The organism is Ruegeria sp. BG6 (genome assembly GCF_056538465.1).
The window spans coordinates 204167-223858 of record NZ_JBQFTB010000002.1; the positions used below are offsets into that span (position 1 = coordinate 204167).

Annotated in this window: 16 protein-coding genes; 8 read left to right on the top strand and 8 right to left on the bottom strand. The window is 56.0% G+C overall.

Going from position 1 to position 19692, the window contains the following annotated elements; translation table 11 throughout:
• The first annotated feature begins 1 nt into the window (after nucleotide 1).
• Entirely contained in the window at nucleotides 2-1660 is a 1659-nt protein-coding gene (locus tag ACR0JW_RS05855; protein WP_170678943.1) for a thiamine pyrophosphate-binding protein, read from the top strand.
• A gap of 270 nt (nucleotides 1661-1930) precedes the next feature.
• On the opposite strand, the gene ACR0JW_RS05860 is transcribed toward ACR0JW_RS05855, so the two are convergent.
• The 6 genes from ACR0JW_RS05860 to ACR0JW_RS05885 form a co-directional block, all read right to left on the bottom strand.
• A complete protein-coding gene (locus ACR0JW_RS05860; protein ID WP_170678945.1) occupies nucleotides 1931-2644 on the bottom strand; it encodes a sulfotransferase family 2 domain-containing protein in 714 nt (237 codons plus the stop codon).
• A gap of 158 nt (nucleotides 2645-2802) precedes the next feature.
• Entirely contained in the window at nucleotides 2803-3393 is a 591-nt protein-coding gene (locus tag ACR0JW_RS05865; RefSeq protein WP_170824772.1) for a porin family protein, read from the bottom strand.
• Between the two features lie 369 nt (nucleotides 3394-3762).
• Nucleotides 3763-4524 (bottom strand): ABC transporter permease, encoded by a 762-nt coding sequence (locus tag ACR0JW_RS05870; RefSeq protein ID WP_170617148.1) that lies wholly within the window; start codon nucleotides 4522-4524, stop codon nucleotides 3763-3765.
• Complete coding sequence (locus tag ACR0JW_RS05875) at nucleotides 4521-5267, bottom strand: ABC transporter permease subunit (RefSeq protein ID WP_170617150.1); 747 nt, start codon at nucleotides 5265-5267, stop codon at nucleotides 4521-4523. The genes ACR0JW_RS05870 and ACR0JW_RS05875 overlap by 4 nt, the downstream gene beginning before the upstream one ends.
• Before the next feature lie 9 nt (nucleotides 5268-5276).
• On the bottom strand, nucleotides 5277-6041 hold the full coding sequence (locus tag ACR0JW_RS05880) for a transporter substrate-binding domain-containing protein (protein ID WP_170678949.1): 765 nt from the start codon (nucleotides 6039-6041) through the stop codon (nucleotides 5277-5279).
• Nucleotides 6042-6079: 38 nt separating this feature from the next.
• The gene (locus tag ACR0JW_RS05885; protein ID WP_170678951.1) at nucleotides 6080-6871 is read right to left on the bottom strand and encodes an ATP-binding cassette domain-containing protein; all 792 of its coding nucleotides are present in this window, start codon (nucleotides 6869-6871) and stop codon (nucleotides 6080-6082) included.
• Nucleotides 6872-6963: 92 nt separating this feature from the next.
• On the opposite strand from ACR0JW_RS05885, the gene ACR0JW_RS05890 reads away from it, so the two are divergent.
• The 7 genes from ACR0JW_RS05890 to ACR0JW_RS05920 all read left to right on the top strand — a co-directional run bounded on the left by ACR0JW_RS05890 (nucleotide 6964) and on the right by ACR0JW_RS05920 (nucleotide 15115).
• Nucleotides 6964-7611 carry a TetR/AcrR family transcriptional regulator gene (locus ACR0JW_RS05890; protein WP_480524700.1) on the top strand — a complete coding sequence of 216 codons (648 nt, stop codon included), beginning with the start codon at nucleotides 6964-6966 and terminating at the stop codon, nucleotides 7609-7611.
• Entirely contained in the window at nucleotides 7608-8792 is a 1185-nt protein-coding gene (locus ACR0JW_RS05895) for a pyridoxal phosphate-dependent aminotransferase (RefSeq protein WP_170678956.1), read from the top strand. Before ACR0JW_RS05890 ends, ACR0JW_RS05895 begins: the two co-directional genes overlap by 4 nt.
• Nucleotides 8789-10393, top strand: a complete 1605-nt coding sequence (locus ACR0JW_RS05900; RefSeq protein ID WP_170678958.1) for a 5-guanidino-2-oxopentanoate decarboxylase — start codon at nucleotides 8789-8791, stop codon at nucleotides 10391-10393. Before ACR0JW_RS05895 ends, ACR0JW_RS05900 begins: the two co-directional genes overlap by 4 nt.
• A 3-nt stretch (nucleotides 10394-10396) precedes the next feature.
• A complete protein-coding gene (locus ACR0JW_RS05905; RefSeq protein ID WP_170678960.1) occupies nucleotides 10397-11179 on the top strand; it encodes an arginine deiminase family protein in 783 nt (260 codons plus the stop codon).
• Nucleotides 11180-11586: 407 nt separating this feature from the next.
• On the top strand, nucleotides 11587-12909 hold the full coding sequence (locus tag ACR0JW_RS05910; protein ID WP_170678962.1) for a mechanosensitive ion channel domain-containing protein: 1323 nt from the start codon (nucleotides 11587-11589) through the stop codon (nucleotides 12907-12909).
• Nucleotides 12906-14528: a mechanosensitive ion channel family protein gene (locus ACR0JW_RS05915; RefSeq protein ID WP_480713682.1), complete on the top strand. Its 1623-nt coding sequence runs from the start codon at nucleotides 12906-12908 to the stop codon at nucleotides 14526-14528. Before ACR0JW_RS05910 ends, ACR0JW_RS05915 begins: the two co-directional genes overlap by 4 nt.
• An 86-nt stretch (nucleotides 14529-14614) precedes the next feature.
• The gene (locus ACR0JW_RS05920) at nucleotides 14615-15115 is read left to right on the top strand and encodes a hypothetical protein (RefSeq protein ID WP_170678965.1); all 501 of its coding nucleotides are present in this window, start codon (nucleotides 14615-14617) and stop codon (nucleotides 15113-15115) included.
• Between the two features lie 12 nt (nucleotides 15116-15127).
• Here the strand turns inward: ACR0JW_RS05920 and ACR0JW_RS05925 are convergent, their stop codons facing one another.
• Nucleotides 15128-17872, bottom strand: coding sequence for an AsmA family protein (locus ACR0JW_RS05925; protein WP_170678967.1), 2745 nt, complete (start codon nucleotides 17870-17872; stop codon nucleotides 15128-15130).
• A 112-nt stretch (nucleotides 17873-17984) separates the two neighbouring features.
• A complete protein-coding gene (locus ACR0JW_RS05930) occupies nucleotides 17985-19439 on the bottom strand; it encodes a L,D-transpeptidase family protein (protein WP_480713683.1) in 1455 nt (484 codons plus the stop codon).
• Between the last annotated feature and the right edge of the window lie 253 nt (nucleotides 19440-19692).

Here is a 19692-nt window from a genome sequence, read left to right on the forward strand (position 1 = left end):
GATGACCACGATCAATGGCGGTGAGGCCGTCTATCGCGTTTTGAAGGCCAACCGGATCGACACGGTATTCGGACTACTCGGCGGCTCGATGCTGGAACTTTACGACGCAATGTATCGCGGCGGCGATATCGCCTATGTCGGCGCCCGCGATGAACGTGCAGCTGGGCACATGGCGGATGCCTGGGCGCGCATGACGGGCAAACCCGGCGTCGTCCTCGGCGCGCAGGCTGGCCCCGGCGTGGTCAATATTGCAACGGCGGTGGCCGAAGCTCATCTGGCCTATTCACCGCTTGTCGTCATAGCGGGGGCGATCAGCCGGTCCGATCAGGCCAAGGATACGTTTCAGGAAGTCGATCAGGTCGCGTTGTTTGCTCCGATCTGCAAGCGTTCGGTGATGGTGACCGATCCTAGCCGACTGGCGCCAATGCTCGAAGATGCAATCCGACTTGCAAGTTCGGGTCGACGCGGGCCGGTGGTCTTGCATGTCCCGCGCGATCTTTTCGCGGCCCAGGTTCCGCCCATTGCGCCGGAGCCCGTCAAAATAGCCCGCCCCGGCCCGCCTGCACCCGAGGATGTGACCGCGATTGCCAGATTGCTGTCCGGCGCAAAGCGCCCGGTGATTTTCGCAGGTGCCGGTTTTAAGTGGAGTGCCGGGTGTGACACGCTGACAAGGCTTGCCGAAACGCTCGAGATTCCGGTGGTCGCGTCGACAGGTCATGCGGATGTCATGCGGCATGGTCATCCTTGGTTCGCAGGACAGGCGGGGCCACGTGGCAATCGCGTCGCCTCGCGCCTGACCAAAGAGGCAGACGTTATGATCGTTCTGGGCGCGCGGTTGGGGTTCAACTCGACCTTTCACAGCAATGACTATGTCGGGGCCGATACCCGAATTGCCCATGTCGATATCAAAGGGTCCGCCGTCGGTCGCTATTTTCCGGCTGAGATCGCAGTTCAGGCAGACGCCTGCCAAACGGCCGTCGCATTGACCGAAAAATGTTCAAAGCCCGCCGCCGATCCATGGCGTATTTCTTTTCAGGACGACATGAAAACCTTGCGTGCTGAACGCGATGAGGAGGCCAGGATCGACACGCGGCCAATGCACCCCAGACGCGCCTTGGCGGAAATTCGGAAAGTACTGCCCCAGAATGCAATTGTAACGCTGGATACCGGCAACACATGTCTTCAGGCAGCAGACCGCCTGGTCCACTATGCACCCAGGTCCCTGATCACACCGCTGGACTTCGGATTGGTCGGTTTTGGTCTTCCGGCGGCTATTGGCGCCAAGGCCGCCGCCCCGGATCGACCGGTCGTGGCAATCATGGGCGACGGCGCGATCGGATACACTATGATCGAAATTCAGACAGCAATCTCATATGGATTGCCGATAGTAATCGTGGTCCTGGATAACGAGGCATGGGGAGCGGAAAAAGCTTATCAACAGGAGTTTTTCGAAGGCCGTCTGCTTGGTGCCGAAATCGCCTCGCCCCGGTTCGACCGGTTCGCTGAGTTGTGTGGCGGCAAAGGAATCTGGATAGAGTCGCCGGAGGATCTGGGGCCAGCCCTGACCAGCGCATTTTCCTGCGGGGCAACAACTGTTATTCACGCCAAGATCGACGCCGAAGCCCTTACGACGTTGCGCAAGGATTTGTTTCAAAGGTGATTTGCAGAGGGTCGTTTGAAGCCAGCCAAATTCCAGGGCACAGCGAATTGATGGCACCAGTTTGGACCCATCTTGATCTCGTGGCGCTCGCATGACGGCGGGTTCCAGACGCAAGGCTCTCCCGAGCCATTTGTTTGACCGTGTTGACTACGGTCGGGTTTGAACCTGCCTAAATTAAGGCATCAAGTCGGAGGATTCTTGCGCTTTGCGCGAACTCATTGCCCGGGGCAGAAACCAATTCGAATTTTTACCTTCAGTCACCCCTTGGGGCTACAATTTTCGGAGAGAGAAGTTCTTTTTGCGAACCAGGCCGTCGTTGAAATCATACCCGAAATTCTCAATGTCGCGGATGTAAACCTCACCAACCGCTTTACTGCTTTCTTCGGAATAGTATTCCCGGTAATCCCGCCTTTTCGATTTCTTTCGATGCTTGAAGAACATACGCCTGCTGCCAATTTCCCGAAGCACGACTTTTAGGTCTTTATCGAGGGTTTCGAAGCGGCCCAGGAAATCCAACGGCATTTCACCGTCGTCATTTACGAGAAAACTGGATTGGGGTTTGAAGTAGGGTATGTCGAGGTACTTTGAAGGTTCTTCCGTGAATGAAGACAGGAAGCTCTCGAAATCGGGGTGACTGGCCACCAGTTCCAGTTCCTGACGCCGCGCGATGATATAGTGATAGGCCGAGACCAACCTGTCCCAAGGATTCCGAACAAAACTGAACTTGAAATAGTCTGCCGCCTCCGGCCCCAATTGCTCGAGATGCACAAATAATGACGAGTGCTTATCGATCGAAGGAGAAGGATCATGTTTCGTAAAATTCAAAAGGTTCGGGCGGCGCAAAATTGTTGAAACCGTCGATCCCGCAGTTTTTGGAATATGAATGAATACGGTCTTTAGCGTGGGATAGATTGGCACCGAATTGCTACGCCTCCTTGCAGACAACGCGTGGGGCGCAAGTGCTCCGAAGGACTCGCGCAACATGCGCAAGACCAATGGTACACTCCGACGGGTGGCAAGAAAAGCATATCGGTATCATGCAGATACCATGTGCCGCGCCTAACTAATGGGAAATCCACGCGACGCCCTTGCCGCGCTGCCCGGGCCGCATGATCGAATACGGGCCAGTGGCCCGCTCCGATTCAGAACCTGTAGTTCAAGGAAAACGAAAGTGTGGTTACACCCAAGTCTTTAAAGTCACGTTCAAAATCCGAGTACTCAGAATAGACCAACTCGGCGCCAAGCGTGATCTCCTCGCGGATGAAACGTTCATAACCAAGAGACACGAAATAACCATCGCCTTCGCCAGGATTAATATCGCCGCTGGCGTGCGTGTCGAGTTCAGCATAACCGGCGCTGGCGTAGTACATGTTCAACCCGCTGTCGATGCCGCCGCGCGCGCCAAAACGCTTGTATGAACCCAGTTCGAAACCAGGGTCAATGTCCAGATTCGTCCGGGTGTATTGCAGAAAATACCCGATTATGACCTTGCCGAAATCGTAGTCCCAGCCGAATTTCGCGCCGTAGATCGGGCCGCTGGAGCCTTCCACGTCGGGGGCATAACCAAGTTCCAAACCAACGGAAAAACCTGTCCAGTCGACGCCGGATGCAGGGAGTACAGCCGGCTTTTGGAACGGTGCCATGACACGGGAAACTTCAGTATCACTCGCCATTGAAGCTGCCGGGTACGTCGCAGCAAGGACAAGGGCGACGGCTTGGGTGCGAATAGTCATTTTGATCATATCCATAGCAACTGAATTAACACCTTACTTTAGCGCAGATGCCACGTAATGTTCCATGTGGGACCCTGAAATCCAGAAAATTTGCCATGGCTGTTGCGTCAATACGGCAATGGTCGCGAAACACAAAAGCCCCTGATACGCTCTGCGTCCAAACGCTCACTCGAATGTCGTGTTGCCGCTGGGTCAGCAACCGTCATTCTTCAAAGAGTTGACCATTCTTCGGTTCTTTCCAGCTGCCTGGAGGTGAGCGGTTGTTTTCTTTGGCAGATCTTTGACGGAAAAGTCTTGGCAAGAAAACTGAAGCAGGCAAAACACTTACCTAACCTAAAGTCGAGTTTATCTGAAAAGCGTCAAAGCGATTCAAACCCCTTCGAACCGCCGGAATGCCAGAGCAATCAGGCCCGCAATCGCCATATAAACGAGCGCAAGCAGCAGCAGTGGTTCGTAGACGATAAAGGTGTCTGCCCGAACCCGGGAAGAAACTGCATAGATCTCGACCACTGTTATGGTCGCCACCAGCGGGGTTGCCTTGAGTTGCAAAATTGTTTCGCCACCCAAAGTCGGCAGCACGTTGCGGACTGCCTGCGGCAACCAGATCCGGCGGAACATGGTGAAACGTGGCATGCCAAATGACTTTGCGGCCTCAAGCTGCCCTTTCGCCACCCCGGAAAACGCGCCGCGCATTACTTCGCCCTCATAGCCCGCGAATGACAAGGTCAGCGCGAGCACTGCATAGGGCCACGCCTGGCGCAGGTACGGCCATAGTTCCGATGCGCGGATCCAGGGAAACTGGGGAAACAGAGAGCCCAGCCCATAATACAGCAACCAAATCTGCAGCAGCAGCGGCGTGCCGCGAATTATGGTGCAGAATACCCGAGCTGGAGTGGCCAGATACCAAGGCCCGACCGCCTGCGCCAATCCAAGCGGCACAGCCAAAAGAAAGCCCAGAACAGTTGTAACAACCAGAAGCCAAACCGTGGTCCAAAGACCTTGCAGTGCCAAGGGCGCATATTTTGGGATCCAGTCCCAGCGCAGCGATAACGCGCACCAGATCACCAATGCCGCAAACAGAAGCATCATAACGATGCGGTGCGGTTGCATCAGGGCTTTGAATGTTGTCATGCGGCGTCCCCTTTCAGCGAAGGTTGACCGCGCCGTGCCCATTTCTCAATTCGGGCAAAAACCACACCCGAAAACAGGGTCACCATAAGATAGAGGAAGCCCGCCGCCAGAAAGAAAGTGAAATAGGCCCGGGTGCTGCTTGCCGCCTGCCTTGTTTCCAGGGTCAATTCACTAAATCCGACAACGGCCAGCAACGCCGTGTCCTTGGTCGCGATGAGCCACAAATTGGCAAGCCCCGGCACCGCAAACCCCATCATCGCGGGTATCGTTACCCGACGCATGATCATGAAAGCTGGCATTCCGTAAGACTTTGCCGCTTCGATCTGTCCCACCGGAACAGCCTTGATGGCACCGCGCAGAACTTCGGTGGCATAGGCCCCCTGCACCACGCCCAACACCCAGATGCCTGCCGCGATACCGTTGATTTCAACCCGGCCTCCGCCGACCGCCTCAGAAATCTTGTTGATGATATCACTGCCGACGTAATAGAGGATCAGGATCAGCACCAGCTCAGGTACCGCCCGGATCACAGTCGTGTAGATAGCGAGAAGGTCGCGTGTGACCTTCCCGCCGTATAGCTTTCCATAGGCTCCGAACAGCCCGATTACCAGCCCCATCCCAAATGCGCCGAAGGCGATCTGCAGCGAATTGGCAAGCCCGCGCAGCAGGTTGCCTCCCCAGCTTGACAGCGACAGCAACTCGGCGCTGGCGCCGAGGCCCAGTGTCTCAAACAGTCCGGTCACAGCAGCGCCTTAGTAGATGCTGGTCGTGAAATAGCCCGCGGTGATTTTCTCGTGGGTTCCATCTGCCAGGATCGCCGCGATCCCTTTGTTGAGCGCCTCCAGAAGCTCGGTGTCGCCTTTGCGCACACCGGCACCAACGCCGCGGCCCAGGATCGCCGGGTCATCCGCAACGGCACCCTTGATCTCGCAGCAGCTGCCATTGTCCGAGTTCACGAAGTCGGCCATGGCAATGCTGTCCGCCTGGGTCGCGTCGATGCGGCCCGCGAACAGGTCCTGATTTGCCTCGTCCTGCGTTTGGTAGACCTTCAGCTCTGCGTCCTTGAAGTATTCCTGCGCGTAAGCCTGGTGAATGGTCGAGGCCTGGATGCCGACAATCTTGCCCGCCAGCGACTCTGGGGTCGGTTCAATGTCCATCGACTTGTCCGCCACGATCACCGCCGGGGTGTTGTAGTAGGGGTCGCTGAAATCGATGGTTTTAAGGCGCTCTTCGGTGATCGACATCGAAGCCATGATGGCGTCGATCTGCTGGCCGGTCAGCGACGGGATGATGCCATCCCACGCAACAGGCGTGATCACGCAGTCCAGTTCCGCCGCAGCGCAGACGGCACCGATCACCTCAATCTCCCAGCCGACCCAATTGCCCGAGCTGTCGGGCGAGGCAAACGGAGGATAAGGCTCGGCTGCGATGCCGATCTTGACCTGTTCAGCCGCAGCGGCGCCTGCTGTCAAAACGGCCACGGCAGAGGCCGCGGTCAGAAGTGCTTTGAGTTTCATAGGTTTCTCCCTGTTGATATTATTCGGTTTTCTGTGTGCTACCCCACCGAACTGAGGAACTGTTTCAGTCGTTCGGATTGCGGGTTTCCAAAGATCTCGGCAGGCTTCCCCTGCTCCTCAATACGACCCTGATAAAGGTAGACGACATGGTTCGCGACTTCGCGCGCGAACTTCATTTCGTGGGTGACCAGCAGCATGGTGCGCCCTTCGGCGGCAAGATCGCGTATCACTGTCAGAACTTCGCCCACAAGTTCAGGGTCCAGCGCCGAGGTCGGTTCATCAAACAGCATGGCGGAAGGGTCCACCGCCAATGCCCGGGCAATTGCAGCCCTCTGCTGCTGCCCGCCAGAAAGGTAGGCGGGGAACGTGTCTTCCTTGCCGCCCAGCCCTACCCGACGCAACAATTCGTGTGCGCGTTCGATCGCCTCGGATTTCGGAACCTTCAGGACATGTACCGGCACCTCGATCACGTTTTCCAGAAGGGTTCGATGTGTCCACAGGTTGAACTGTTGAAACACCATCGCCAGCTTGGTTCGGATTCGTTCGATTTGCTTCTGGCTGGCCGGGCTGCCATCAGCCCGCATCGCCACTTCCTCACCGCCAATCACGATCTTGCCTGAGCTTGGCGTCTCAAGAAAATTGATGCAGCGCAGCATGGTCGACTTGCCCGACCCCGAGCCGCCGATGATCGCCACGACGTCACCTTGATGCGCAGTCAGATCCACGCCTTTCAGCACCTCCAGATTTCCAAAGGACTTGTGCAGATCCTCGACCCGGATCGCCTCGCGGCGCGTGTCCGTCTGTTGAACTGATGCGGTGGCAGCGTCCATTTTCATTGACCCCAAAATTCTGATTGCAGTAAGCCGCGAACCTAGTAATTATGCAAGTGTATAATTACAGCCGCCAGAAAAAAGGAACTGTCGTGAGCGAAGAGCGCAAAAAATTCAGGCGGGAATCGGCTGAATCCCGGCAGGAGGCGCTGATTCTCGCCACGCTCGAGTTGGTGGCCGAACAAGGCGTGCGCGGGGCAACGGTGCGGGGAATCGCCGAGCGTGCAGATGTCACCCAGGGACTGATCCGGCATTACTTCAGTTCCAAGGAGGAACTGATCGTCGCCGCTTACGAGCACCACATGAACACCATGACGGATCAAACCTTTGCCCCGGCAAACGGCGCGGCGGCCAGCGCACGCGCCCGGTTGATCGCTTTTGTGACGGCGTCTTTGACAGCCCCGGTTGTCGACCCAAGGGCAATCGCGCTGTGGGCCAGCTTTCTGAACAAGGTGCAGCGCGACCCACAGATGAAGGCGACGCACGAACGCACATACGCCTATTTTCGCGACCAACTGGAGGGGCTGATCGCCGCTTCGATGAAAGAAGCGGGCCGCGCGCCCTCTCCGGCCCGCCTGCGTCAACTGGCCATTGCCTGCAACGCGGTTATTGACGGCCTCTGGCTTGAGGGCGGCGCCCTTCCCGATGCTTTTGCGCCGGGCGAACTGGTCGAAATCGGGCTGCAATCCGTTTCCGCCATCATTGATTTGGATCTAACGCAGGAGAGTGAGCGCCAATGAGGCTGACAGCAATTACCGAACGGCTGGCCGGTTTGGGCGGCGGGAAATGGGAAGTGCATCTGAAAGCACGCGCTATGGTCGAGGCCGGGGCCGATATCGTGGAAATGACCATTGGCGAACCAGATGTTCCAACCCCAACTGAACTGTGCGACGCGGCAGCGGCCGCGCTGAAATCGGGTCGCACAGGGTATTCCAACGGACGCGGCGAAGCCGGACTTTGCGCAGCCCTGGCCGAGGCCTACACCGCAACCCGCGGACGCCGGTTTCTGCCAGAGAACATCCTTTGCTTTCCCGGCACCCAGACCTCCCTTTTCACTGTCATGCAGGGCGTCGCAGAAGTTGGCACCGAAGTTCTTGTAGGTGATCCAATGTATGCCACCTATGAGGGCGTGATCCGAGCGTCAGGTGCCGAGCCGGTGCCGGTGCCGCTACGCCCCGAAAACGGATTTCGGTTGCAGGCAGAAGACCTTGCCGCGCACATTACGCCCCGCAGCAGCGCCATTCTTCTCACGACTCCGCACAACCCGACAGGCGCCATCCTGACGCCCGAGGACGTTCGGAAGATTGGTGAACTCGCGATAGAACACGATCTCTGGATAATATCCGACGAAGTCTATGAGCATCTGATCTTTGAGGGTGCAGAGTTTGCTTCTCCCCTCTCTGATCCGGCGCTGGCAGACCGGGTCATTGCAGTCTCTTCGATCTCCAAATCACACGCCGCCCCCGGTTTTCGCAGCGGCTGGTGTGTGGGCCCGGCCGAGTTCTGCACCGCGCTGCTGCCAGTCTCGGAAACTATGCTGTTTGGCAACCAGCCCTTCATTGCTGACATGACAGAAAAAGCCGTGCGCAAGGGGTCATCGGTGGCTTCCGGTATGGCGTCGCGCTTCGCGGCGCGTGCTGCACTGCTGGAAAGCCGTCTGCACACCGAAACCGGGCTGACCGTCCACCGACCCGATGCCGGCATGTTTGCTCTGGTCAACGTCTCGGCCAGCGGATTGGACGGCGACGCTTATGCCTGGGACCTGCTGGAGCATGGTGTTTCGGTCATGCCCGGCTCTGCCTTTGGCGAAAGCCTCAGGGACTGGGTTCGGGTTGCCCTCACCATTGACGACGACAGTTTTGCCACCGCACTGGACCGCATCGTCGCCCACGCAAACCGCAAGAAACGGAGCGTTGCATGAACAACCAAACAGTCGGCGAAGCGCTGGTCGCCGAGTTGAAGCAAAGGGGTGTCTCCTGTGTTTTTGGCATTCCCGGCGTGCATACGGTCGAGCTTTATCGCGGTCTTGCAGCCGCTGGCATCCGCCACGTTACACCACGACACGAACAGGGCGCTGGCTTCATGGCTGACGGCTATGCCCGTGTCTCGGGGAAACCGGGCGTTGCCTTTGTGATCACGGGTCCTGGCCTGACAAACACGCTGACACCAATGGCCCAGGCCCGGGCAGACTCAGTCCCAATGCTGGTGGTTTCAGGCGTTAACGAACGCAACACCTTGAATCGGGGACTTGGCCATCTGCACGAACTGCCCGATCAGCACGCGCTGGCCAAAACTGTTGCGCTGGTTTCCGAGCATGTCGAGCAGGCTCACGACCTGAGCACCGCTCTGGACCGCACTTTTGCCCCCTACTCCACGGGTCGACCCGGCCCAACTCACATCCAGATCCCACTGGATGTCGCAGGGCTCGCGGCGCAGAGCGCCGTGGCCCCGAGTGCCAAGGCCTGCCCGGCATTGGACCCAACACGGCTTCAAGACGCGGCAGACCAACTATCGGCGGCGAAGAAAGTGGTCATCCTTGCTGGCGGCGGAGCAAAAACGGCCGGATCGCAGTTGCAGGCTCTGGCAGAACGCCTCGATGCGCCGGTCGTGCAAACCGTGAATGCCCGCGGGGTGATGCATGGTCATCCGCTTACCGTACCCGCCAGCCCCAGCCTGAAGTCCGTCCAAGCACTGATCGAAGATGCCGATTGTGTCCTCGCTCTGGGGACCGAACTGGGCCCCACCGACTATGATATGTATGCAACTGGGAAAACGGCGGCCATGTCCGGGCTTATACGCGTTGACATTTGTCCGCATCAGTTGGCTCGTCACGATGCCGCGATTGCTATCGAAGGCCGCGCTGACGAAGCTACGACCGCGTTGTTGAAAGCCCTGCCCGGCAAATCAAACCAAAACGCAGGGGTGGCCCGCGCTGAAATGACCCGCGCCGCCGCGTATGAAGAGATAGGTCCGAACTATCGTGCTCAGGTCCAAATTCTGAACGAAATGCGCAATGCGGTGCCGGGCGCGCTTATGATTGGAGATTCCACTCAGCCGATCTATGCGGGCAACCTCTACTACGACCACGACCGCCCCGGCGGCTGGTTTAATGCGGCCACCGGATATGGCGCGCTGGGCTACGGTATACCTGCCGCCATCGGCGCTGCGATCGCCGCCCCGGACGCCCATGTCATTTGTATCGCTGGCGATGGCGGCGCTCAGTTTTCGCTGCCCGAGATCATGGCCGCAGTGGACGAAAACCTGCGCATCACCTTTGTTCTTTGGAACAATCACGGTTACGGCGAAATCGCGACCTCGATGGAAGCCGTGGATGTGAAGGTGATCGGGTGCGACCCGACCCCGCCTGAATTTTCCGCCGCGGCTGCCTCGTTCGGCATACCCTACACACGCGTATCACCAGACCCGAGTGCCATTGCGACTGCTCTGGCAGTAGCCAGCGCACAGAATTGCCCCTCCATTCTGGAAATTGACATTGCCGGAAGCAATCCGGATCAGGAGTGACCAATGCGAAATCCGACCTTTGAATTTACCCGGGCCATCACCCGTAGGCCCGCCTCGACCATTGCCGACGGTCTGCGCGCCGAAGACATCGGCAAGCCCAGCCTGGACGGTATGCGGGCTGCCCATTCAGCCTATGTTGAAGCCCTGCGCAGCACCGGGGCCGAGGTGATTGAGCTTGAGCCGCTCGACGCGTTTCCAGACGCCCAGTTTGTCGAAGACACTGCGCTGTGCCTGCCGCAAGGCGCTATCCTGATGCGACCCGGCGCGCCCTCGCGGCTGGGCGAGGTGGCTGAAATGGCACCGACGATCCGCGCCTGCTATGACGATGTTCGCGAGATCAAAGGCCCCGGTTATGTCGAAGGCGGCGATATTCTGGTGACCGGACAGGAAATCCTTGTCGGTCGCTCTGACCGCACAGATGCTGCTGGCGTGGCAGAACTGGCCGAGATCGCCAGTGAATGGGGCCACGCCCTGCGTGAAGTCTTTACGCCGGACGGCGTCTTGCATTTCAAAACGGATTGTTCGTTGATGGATGCCGAGACGATCCTGTCGACCAGGCGCCTTAGTGCGTCAGGCTGTTTCGAAGGCTACAGAGTCCTGCATGTGGCCGATGGTGAAGAAGCCGCCGCCAATGCTATCCGTTTCAACAACCTCGTTCTCATGGCCGCCGGTTTTCCACGCACGGCAGAGATGTTGGACAAGGCGGGATATGAGGTTATCCAGATCGACAACACCGATTGCGCCAAGCTGGACGGCGGCATGTCTTGCCTGTCCCTGCGGTTTTGATCAGTCGGGCAACGCGTCAGGTAAAGGCTTCGGTCAAAGGCACCCGATCTCGCAATGAGGTGCCCAGTTGCCACCATCAACCAGGGCTTTGAATTTCGTTCAGGGCCTCTTCGATTTGCAAGCTTGTTTGGTTGGCGATGGTGATTGTCCCCAAAACGAACAAAGCTCCGGTGAAGCGGCAGGTTTGATACTGTGTTCGCATCCGCCGGTTGGTGAAGTAAAAACTGCTGTTTGAAGCCTGTCCAGGTGAAGACAACCGGGGAGGAGGCCACCGGAGTCTGAACGGGCGGCCAGCGTTTAGCCCTATTTACGGAAGGGTTCGGCAACAGATTTTTTCGAACAAAGGTGTAGATTTGTTGCGTCTCTGTGTGCTCTTTTTAACCGTTAAAGAGGGAGGGGACAGAGAAATGAGACGACCACTCGGAGCCTGGCTGATTTGGCTTTTCCTTTGGTTCGCAGCGATTTCAACTACGTTTCCTGCCAGCGCGCAAGAAGCCACGGCCGAGCCGGAAACCGTTGAAGTGGAAGATAGTAGTCTTCTGGATGAGGTCGTCGATCAGTCAATATCGGCGGATGACCTGGAAGTCCTGCTAGTCCCCTTGACCGCTGCAGAGCTTTCCGAGGTCGCCGCCACTTGGCAGGGATATGTGCGCTCTCAGCTCGAAGACATTGCTCAGGTTAATCTGAAACTCCGGTCAGCAAGCGAAACTCAAGAAGATGGCTTGAGATCGCAGTTGTCATCCTTGAATGACACCGGATCCGAAATTTTGGACAACTATCGCGTGGTGCTCGAGGCATGGACATTGAAAGGTGCGAAGGCCGAGGATCTGACACCGCACACCGACTATATTCTCGCTCTGAAAGCCGGCGCCCTAAAAACAACTGATCTTCAAACGCTTTTCCAGAACGCCTGGGCCTGGCTGATTTCCTGGGACGGGGGCATCGGTCTGCTGATGGCTGGTCTGGGCGTCTTGCTGGCCGTCTGGGCCATGATGTTCGTCGCCCGAATGGTGCGACGGGTAACCGAACGTGGGCTAAACAAAATTCCGACGATTTCGAGGATGCTGAAAAGGTTTGTGGCCACAACCGTTTATTGGGCTGTTTTTGTCCTTGGCATATTGGTCGTTTTGGCGCTGTTCGGCGTGAACGTTACACCCCTGTTTGCCATACTGGGCGGTTTGTCCTTCATCCTGGGCTTTGCGTTGCAAGAAACGCTGGGCAACCTGGCAGCCGGCCTGATGATCATGGTCCTCAAACCGTTCGACACTGGCGACTATATACAGGTCGGCGGTTCATCGGGCTTTGTGGACGAGATGTCCGTGGTTTCAACGAAAATCAGAACATTCGACAACCAGATTGTCGTGGTTCCGAACAGCAAGATTTGGGGCGACGTTATAACTAACGTAAGCGCGTCGGAAGAACGTCGCGTCGATCTGGTTTTCGGCATCGCGTATTCGGACAACGCGGCCCGGGCAATTGAGGTTCTCAAAGATCTGGTGGCGCAACACAAGCTATGTCTGAAGACACCAGAACCAGAGGTTTTCGTGGGGGAGTTGGGAGACAGTTCGGTCAATATCTTCTGTCGCCCATGGTCCAAGTCCGAAGACTATTGGACAGTCTATTGGGACCTCACTGGGCAAGCGAAAGAGAAGTTCGACCAAGAGGGCATTTCGATCCCCTTCCCACAACGGGATGTTCATCTGATACCCGCAGAGGGAGCAAAGTCATGAGAGCTGTATCGCTTTGGTTCGCGTCCTTTCTACTTGTGTGCGGTGTCGCATTTGCCCAGTCAGAAGAAGCACTTACCCCACAGGAAGAAAGAGAAGATCCTGAATATATTGCTCCGGTCGTTGTCGACGGTGAGGAGTTGTTCGTGGTTCGAGGCTCAAGCGCTTTGCCTGCCACGGAACGAGCCAGAAAAATCGAAGAACGGATAGCCCAGGTCGCTGATGCTTCCAACAAATCAACTGTCCAATTGTTGATTTCGGACGCTGAATTCGGGAAACTGATCCGTGCCGACGGGCAAATGATCACGATAACCACCCAAGCGGATGCCGAGCATGAACAGATGGCGATTGAAGTCCTGGCCGGGCTTCAGGCCGAAGCGATCGAGGCTGCGATCCTGCAATACCGGGATGCCAGGTCCAATGAGGGTAGAGTCGACAGCGCGATGGCTGCTTTTGCCTGGACGGTGATCTTTGCCCTTGCGTCCTATGGGTTTTTTGCAAAGCGGCGAAAGCTGTTGAGATATATCAGAAATAATCTGGAGAAGAGAGCAGAAGGCGTCGAGGAAGCCACCAAGTCGATCTTGAGAAGCCGGGCAATTGCCTCGATCATCGTTTACTCGATCCACATATTGATGTGGGTCCTGTATCTGTTCTTCTTTTACTACTACCTTTCATTGGTGCTGCTGTCTTTCGCGGAAACACAGGACATCGCCCAGATCCTTTTGAAATACGTCAGCGAGCCACTCATCAGTGTCGTGTTGGCTATCGTGGGGTATATCCCAAACCTGATCATGCTTGTGATCATTGCCGCTGTGACGCGGATGGCAATTCGCGGCATCGACCTGTTTTTTGAAAATCTTGAGAGCGGCGCGTTCGAGCTCAAGGACTTTGAAGATCACTGGATTGCACCCACGAACATGTTGGTCAGGGCATTGATCATCGTTATCGCGCTGGTGTTTGCGTACCCCTATATACCGGGATCTGACTCCCGTGCTTTTCAGGGTCTGACAATTCTGGCCGGCATCATGGTTTCGCTTGGCTCGAACACCGTTGTTTCAAACATGATGGCTGGTCTGTTCGTTATCTACAGGCGCAGTACAAACGTAGGTGATCGCATTAAGGTCGGCGACAAGATCGGAGACGTCACCGAGATAAAGCTGATGGAAACTCTTATCAAATCCATCAAAAACGAAATGATAAGTATTCCAAACGCGCAGCTTCTCAATTCCGAAGTCATAAATTACTCGCGAAAAGTGGATGGTCGCGGGATATTGGTGCACACGACGGTGGGAATTGGATACGAAGAGCCACCAAAGAAGATCAAGGCGATGCTTGTGGAAGCAGCCCATCGCACGCAAGGGTTGAAAAAGAACCCTGAACCATTTGTGCTTTGGACCCAGTTGGCCGACTACGCAATCAACTATGAAGTCAATGCATACACGTCTCGTGGATCGAGCCTGCCCAAGATACTGTCCGATCTTCATGAGAACATTGTCGACGTGTTCAATGAAAACGGAACACAGATAATGACACCGTCCTACATTGCGGACCCGCCAGAACCGAAAGTTCCGACAGAGGAATGGGATGGAAAGCTCGCGAATACAGCCGACCAGACCAAGTGACCTTGCCCACTCTGGGAGCAGTTGGATCGGGGCCGCGCAACAGGTAGAATTACAGATGTAGTCTTCAGAACGATTTGAGGTTTCAGATGATCAAATGGGCACTGTCCGCAGCTTTCGTGCTTAGTGGGAGCTATGCTTTCGCTGCCGGTATGGAACAATGGGGTGAGTCCGGAGACTGGAAAATCCTGATTGATCCTGAGAAAGGCAACGGGTGTCTCGCCTGGAAACCCTTTGAAAACGATATGACAGTAGAAATTGGGGCCGCCCCCAAGCAGGGTGGCGGCTTTTTCGCAGCCTACAATCCGGCCTGGGATCAGATCGAGGATGGGGCGACGGGGATTGTTAAGTTCGATTTCGGTGACGCTAAGTTCGAAGGCGAAGCGGTCGGGGTTTTCAAGAATGGCGTCCCGGGAGGTTACGCCTATTTCGATAACCCTGCATTTGTAGGTGAATTCGGAAAGCGTCAAAGCGTCACGATCATTGGCGAAAGTGGAACCGAGGTAGAGCTCGATTTGAGTGGGTCCGCCAAAGCCATCGAGGCCGTTCTGGCGTGTCAGGAAGAACAGCCGCAACCGCTAAACGAATAAGACCATGCTAGGCTATTCCAATTGGGAAATATCCGGCACGCAAGGTTGCCTGTCTGCCGGCATTTCGTCTGCACCATCGGGTGCTTTACTTCTTGACCCACCCACATCCAGTTTGAATTTCGGCGACGAAAGCTGACCGGTCACATCGAACGGCCATGCACTTCGGGACAAAGGTTTGCCAACCCGGCGGGGCTCTGCTCTGATCGCAATTGTATCGTTCAACCAGTCTACCTGCCCGCTGGCCACCAATTGGACCGAGCCCGTCTCAACCACTATGGAGTTCGAGCTTACCTGTCCGGCTTCAATGCGTACCGGTGCCACCACGCAGGTGATGTCGGTGTACCCTTGACGAAACTCCTCGGAGAACAGCCACGGGAAAATACCAAGCCCTGCCAGTTCCAGCAGGCTGGTGCTGACATAGCCTTGCGACATCGACAAAGAGGCGCCGCCGCGCATGGAATTGATGAAGGCTTTGCCGGACGCCGTACTGCCCGAAACATTGAACTCCCCGCTCAAACGCCCATAGGCATCGATTCCGATACCCAGTTCATCAAGGATCTCACCGAATTCCCATCCTGACGTGGAACCGGACAGGGAAAGCCAATCAGGCGAGTCAATCAGGTCCATCACCGCCCGCAGGCTGAAGTTTCCACCACCATAGGCCATCTGGAGCGGGCCAAAATCAACTGTCCCTTCCTTTGCGGACAACTGGCTTGAAACAGATGTTACCCCTTGTTGGCCTACAATCTCTTTGAATTCGATCTGTACCTCAAGATCAGCCTCTTGCAGCACCCGCTGCACATCCAGAAGATCGGCAGGCTTGCCCTTCTCCTTGGGCAAGACCAACGGCTGGACATCCGCTTCCTTCGGCAGAACCAGGGGCTGTACGTCGGTTTCAACTTCCTTCGCGGCCTCGCCCACCAAGCTCTTAAGTTGGTTCAGCGTCGCAGTCAGGTTCTTCAGGTCGCCAAGATCGAGCCTTTCGCTTATAACGTTGCCACGAACGACAGAAGCGCCCTCGGGAAACTTTGCGCCCAATGCGGCCAGAAGGTGTGACGACCCGGCTTCAAACTCGATCGAGGCATCGAAATCGTCACCCTGTTTCGATGTTTCTGCATCAATGGCCAGCGCACCAACTGGGACAGGTTCCAGATTGAGCGCGGTCAGAAACTCAGCGCCGTTACCCACATCCAGTTCAACGTCGAAATCAAGGCCTGCCAACCCTTTGATCTCGTTCACAGACAGCGCTAGATCGAGCGCCCAGAGATCGGTGCCGTAGGTGGTTGCGTTGAACCTGTCGAGAGAAACCGTTCCACCCTTGTTGGACAGGCTGAAGTCGGCGTTAATACCACCAAACTGGTCGACGAAATCTTCATCCAGATTTGGCAGAATCAACCTGGCAGGTCCGTTCAGGGTTCCCTCAAATGTCACATCCTGAAGCTGAAGCAGGTCAAGGATTTCGCCTTCCGCCTTGAGGACCGGATCCTCGACTGGCCCGGCTTGCAAGGTAATGCCCAACATCGCAAGCCGACCATCTGGCATACGGCGAATGCGTTCGATGGAGGCTGGACCAATAACGTCCAGTCCTTGGTCAAATGCGTTGGTTTGAAACAGAAGCTCTTCAAACTCGAATGACGCCAGCGATCCAACCATGTGCATTTCAAAGGCCGTGAACTTCAGTTCCCGAATACTCTTGGCTGCTTGCGGGGGCTGTCCTTCGGGGTGAAGCCGCGCGTCAAAAAGCAGGTCGACGCCTTGGGCTGCGTAGAGGTCTTCAATGGACCCCTCAGCCGAAAGCTGCTGTCCCTCCGCGAGGCTAATCGTGGTCTTGAAACCCTCAACTTTAAGAGTGTCCTGTGACACAAGCTCGGCTTCAAGTTGGCCATTCCCCTCTAGAACGCGCTCCAGCCCGATGACTTCAAGAAAATCACCGAATTCACCAGTGTCCATCTGCAGAACAGCGCGATAGCCTCCGCCTTCGCTCTCCGACAATGGCTCGCCGTCGTAGTTGACCGTCATCCCCCCGAAATTGGCACGGGTCGTAAACGGCGCGCCGTGCGGATAGTCGCCCTCTATCTGGAAGCTTTGGCCATTGACGGCACCTGCCCCGGAGACCTTTGTTCTTTGTCCGTCATCCACCTGTTCGAGGCCGAGCGACTGAAGGTCAAACACAAACGAAAAGCCCGAGACTTGGTCATCAATGGTCAGCCCTATCGAACTGAAACTCACGTTCTTGTCGCTGAGAAATGCGAGGATTCCGCTGCCTTCCGCGTCACTCTCTGCGGGCTCGTCGACCTCGGCCAAAGTGTCTTGATTGTCCTCTGACTGAGCGCTTGCGGGTTTTGGCTTTGGTGGCGTTTGACCCTTTTGCCAGCTTGTCGTGCCGTCAGACGACGTAAGAAAATTGGCCTGAAGGCCGTCCACCGCGAGATTGTCAAACTGAATTCGCCCGTTGGCCAAAGCCGCAATATCCAGTTCCAGTTCCAGGCGACTTAACTCGGCAAGCGATGTATCTGCCATTGTCAGGCTCGGGATTACCACGCCGCCGACATAGATGTGCGTGATACGTCCAAGCGCGACGCTCACATCGTCGTTGACCAAAAGTGGTCGCCCGATTTGTTCCGAAAGAACTTGTTCGACAAGGCCGCGCCGAATGTCTGAAAACAACGGCGCAGCCAGCAACAACCAGACAAAGGCGATTGCTGCGAAAACGAGAAACGCGACAATGCCGAATATTCTAAATAGCCAAGTCCTCATGCGTTCCCTTGTCGCCGCTCACACAGGCTAGTTTACCTCGAAAACGGAAATCTCCAACCATTCTGGCAGTTTGGCCCGAAAACAAGGTTTCCTTGTGCCGCGCTTTGCGCACTCAGCGGTCCAAAGCCGCAAGGATGCGCGCATCCCGTTCGTACGGGTCTTCGCGGAAGTGAACGATCCCATCCTCAACCCACGCAGTCCAATAAGTCAGGAGAACCGGCATCGGCTCGGGCAGGTTGATGCGGGTTGTCTTTCCGCTATCCAGAATGGATTGCATTTTTTGTCGGCTCCAGTCTGGCTCCCCTTCCATCAGAAGGCTTGCGAATTCGAACGGATACTCAAGGCGAACGCAGCCGGAACTGAGGTTCCTTTCGTTTCGGTCAAAAAGACTGGGGTCGTTGGTGTCATGCAAGTACACCGCGTACTTGTTGGGAAACATGAACTTGACCAAACCCAGCGCATTGTCCGGGCCCGGTTGCTGAACCAGCGTGACGCCGGGGTTCTTTGCCCCCCAATTCACAAGATGGGCAGGAATTGTCTGCCCGTCTTTGTTCCGCACCACATAATTGTTACGCGACAGATAGGTCGGATCCTGGCGGATGCGAGACAGCTTGTCTTTGCGAAAAATCGAAGCGGGAACGGTCCAGGTCGGGTTGAACTCCATGTATTCGATTTCATCCCGGAACACCGGGGTCTTTCTGTAGGCTGACCCCGTAATCGACCTGGTGGTCCAAAGAGTGCCATCCGATTTGACCATGTATGTGCGGGCGCCTGCAATGTTCACCAGCACGAACTCGTCGTCGATTTCCCGCATCAGCCAACGGCCTCGCTCCAGACTGAGACGCAGCTTGTTTATACGGTCTTCCACGGGTTTATTGAGTGAGCCGAACGTCTTGCCGCCAATAACCCCGTCTGCTTCCAACCCGTGGCGACTTTGAAAGTTCTTGACCAACTCGACCAGGTTATCATCGTAAACCCAAGCCGGGTTTTCACCATCTTGACTGGTTTCCGACGAAGCGCCAGCTCCTGCATAACCCTCTGCCACAAGCCTTTCGCGCAGTTTTCCAACGGCGGGATCCACCATTTCCGGCTTCAGAACAGTGTCTTCGGGAACTTTGGTCCACCCACCCTGAGATGCGATGGCTCTGTATTTGCTCAGTGCGTCAACAAGCATCGCATATTGGGCGTTGTCGATGTCGATGTGTTCAATTAATGCGCTAAAGCCCTCCCCCTGAAGAAACTGGTTCAATACCGTGGCTGGATCTTGTTGAACTACCGGTTTTGAAAAGTTCCAATCGTCGTCCAGTGCGTTTGGGTCGACTTTTCCAAACACCAGATGGTGCACAAGCTTCACGGCGGCATCGGTCGCCAGAATGTCGAAGAAAGCCTGATCCGAGGCATCCCCACCCTGTGAGGTTTTAAAAGCGGTTCGAAGTTCGTCTAGTTTGAAGTCGTCGGGTCTGAACCCCTGATCAATGGCCCCATCCAACTCTTCAAAAAGTTCGTCAACCAGTTCATTGCGTGTCCATACCGGTGCAAAGCCCCGTTCTTCGTAAAAACGCGGCACCAGGATTTTCGCATTCAGGCTTTTGCTGTTGGCAAGTGCGCTACCAGCGTTGTCGCTTGACACCAGAAACGCTTCAATCTGTTTCGAGACTTGATTTGCAATACTCAGGTTGGGACATACTAACAGCATTGCAGTTAGCGTCGTTGCGAGCATCGACTTAAAATACTTCACCATCCCCTCCCGTGGCGTCCATCAATATTTACCCATCGAGGAGAAGGATACTACAACATAATGTATATTCAAATTCCAATTC